The sequence below is a fragment of the Streptomyces sp. NPDC059037 genome, assembly GCF_042740015.1.
Lineage (GTDB): Bacteria > Actinomycetota > Actinomycetes > Streptomycetales > Streptomycetaceae > Streptomyces.
In genome coordinates, this window is sequence record NZ_JBHYIG010000099.1 from 1 (window position 1) to 2,733 (window position 2,733).

At 65.9% G+C, this 2,733-nt stretch carries 2 protein-coding genes; both read left to right on the forward strand.

Going from position 1 to position 2,733, the window contains the following annotated elements; translation table 11 throughout:
• The coding region (locus tag ACFWY6_RS21220; RefSeq protein WP_384692553.1) for an RICIN domain-containing protein at nt 1-1,353 on the forward strand (1,353 nt) is incomplete at its 5' end.
• Between the two features lie 254 nt (nt 1,354-1,607).
• Entirely contained in the window at nt 1,608-2,612 is a 1,005-nt protein-coding gene (locus tag ACFWY6_RS21225; protein WP_384692555.1) for a helix-turn-helix domain-containing protein, read from the forward strand.
• Nucleotides 2,613-2,733: the final 121 nt, after the last annotated feature.

Sequence of the window (2,733 nt, forward strand, 5' to 3'; positions counted from 1 at the left end):
GAGAAGTACCGCAGGACCGAGCTCTCCGCAGAGTTCGAGGAGTGGTTCGACACGCACACCGACGCGTCCGATGGTGAGGACGGTGAGGAGCGTGTCCTGCGTCTGGAGGAACAGAGTCTCGTCCTGCGCGGCTTTCGCAGCCTGCCGGAGCGCTGGCAGGCCGTCCTCTGGCACACCGTGGTCGAGGACGAACCGCCGGCCCGGGCCGGGGCGCGGCTCGGAATCAGCGCCAGTGCCGTCACGTCACTTGCGGCGCGCGCCCGTGAGGGTCTGCGCGAGGCGTATCTGACGGCCCACGTGCTGAGCGGTGAGGCGACCGCCGAGTGCGGCCACTACCGCTCATTCCTTGCGGCCGCGGTGCGCCGCACCAGCTGGCGCGGTAGCAGGGATCTCGCGAGGCATCTGTCGGCGTGCGCCAAGTGCCGCCGCGCGGCGTCCGAACTCGCCGACCTGAACAGTCGGCTGCGCATGGCGCTTCCCGCAGGTGTGTTGCTCTGGGGCAGTCAGGCGTACGTGGCGGCGCGCATGACCGGCGCCCACGCGGCTGAGGCGGCGATGGTGAGCGGGCCGGACGGCGATACGGCGGGGCGACGCACCCTGTGGTGGAGTGCGGGGGGTGTGGCGGCCACAACGTCCCTGCTGATCGGAGCCCTGTGGCTGTGGCCCCTGAGCGAGCCGGACCGCACGGTACTGGCACCGCGGGCCGACCGGTCCCCCGCGCCCGTGGACACGAGGTCGCCCCCGACAGAGGCGGACTCGACGGCAGGCTCGGCGCCGACCACGAGGCGTCCGTCCGACAGGTCCACGTCCACCAACAGGGCCACGCCGTCCAAGGACCGCGTCACACCGTCCTCGCCCTCGTCCTCGCCTTCGGCGGGCAGTAAACGGTCTCGCCTGGTTGTCGCAAGGACCCGTCGCTGCGTGGAAGTAAACGGACCGACGGCCCACCCGCGGGAGGCGGACTGCGTCGGTACCACCCGGCAACAGTGGGAACTGGTGCCCGTGCAGAACACCAGCGGCGACGGTCTGACCTACCTGCAGCTGCGCAATGCGGACACCAGAAGGTGCCTGACCCACACCGGGACGACGAATTCGGAGGAATCGGTGTGGCAACGGCCGTGCAACCGTTCCGACAGCCAGCAGACCTGGGCCCTGGAGTTTGACCAGGACCGCGGGATGGTCTCCTTCCGGGCCCCGTACGCGGTCGCCTGGTTGGGCCTCAATGACGCGGAAGGGGCAGCGCGTGACGCATCGCACAACCCATACCTCGGGACAAGTTCCTATGAAAAAGACCAATACGACGATCTTTGGGCCGATTTCCTCTGCGCGGACATACGGTTCAATCAGGATTGACAGAGGTGCAATGTTACTAAGTGGTGTGCACTCGAAGGGGCCGCAATCGTGTCGAAAGTTGGATTGACTTCAGCCGGTCCAGTGTCCTGCCGATGCCATTGACCAGATTGGGCGCGATGCCGTTCGGAGAGGTTTGCTAACCAGACAGGTTTGGCTTACTTTTTACCAGCGGCAGTTACCGGGAGGGAACTGCGCCCCCCACATTGTTCTGTCCACCGCCTGGCGCTGCCCGGCCTTGTAGGAAACGGACCCAAATGCTGGACGCCGACCTGTCGGCATACCTTCAGGAACTAGGTCTACCATCGAGTGATTCTGATGCCTTCGAAGCGTTGCTCCGAATGGGATCCTGCAATGTGGAAGAACTGGCTGCCGAACTGGAGTGGAAGAAGAGTTCCGCGGCGGGCGCCGTCGAGAGGCTCATCACGCTCGGCCTTGCTGCTACTCAGGGGCCTGACCACGCGAGCATTCGCCCTGCAGAACCGACGACTGCTCTCGAGCGGCTCGCCCATGAACGCGCCGCCTATCTCCGGGAGGCACGCCTGGCAGTGCTCAATGCGTATCGCGGGTATCGCAAATCAGTGGGGGCACAGGAAGAAGATTCACTCGTTGAGGTCGTCACTGGGTACCGTCAGATCAAAGAACGTGTCCGGCAGTTCGAAAAGACGGTCAAGAATGAAGTCGTGTGCTTTGATTCGCCACCCTACTTTTCGTGCGCCACGAGGCACGCGTTCGGTTCACCCAACCAAATAGAGATGGCCAATCTCGAACGTGGCGTGAAGTACCGCGTCGTCTACTCCGCTGAGTCGGTGAAGCGGCATCCGTACTACGTCGGCAACATTCAGCCCTGCATCGCTGCCGGTGAACAGGCGCGCGTGTTGCCCAGTGTCCCGGTGCGGCTCAGTATGTACGACAACAGACTGGCCACCGTGGCCATGTCGTCCGTCGAGGCCGAGGCCAACGAATCCCTGCTGATCGTGCAGTCATCAGTCCTGCTTTCGGCACTGCGTGGTCTCTGGGAGACCGCGTGGCGCGCGGCTCATCCCATGTACCTCGGCAGCCAGGTCCCGCTTGCGCTGCCGCCTTTGCAGCGCCATCTCCTCGGGCTTCTCGGTACCGGCATCACCGACGAAACCATCGCCGACTTGCTGGGCGTGAGCCGGCGTACTTTGTCCCGGAATCTCGAGAAGCTCTGCCAACGCGCCGGCGCCACGTCGCGCTTTCAGTTGGCGCTCCATGCCGCGAGAGAAGGGTGGATCTGACGCCGGGACGTGTGTCCTGACCGGCAGTACCTGCGGCCCGGGGGCGGGCCGGCGGCTCGCGCTCGGCCGCGGGGCCCGCCCCCGCCGCGGACCCCCCGCCGCCCCACCGCGGGCGGGCGCA

Coding starts and splice junctions, on each gene's coding strand:
- ACFWY6_RS21225 (WP_384692555.1), top strand. CDS start 1,608: ATGCTGGACGCCGACCTGTCGGCATACCTTCAGGAACTAGGTCTACCA.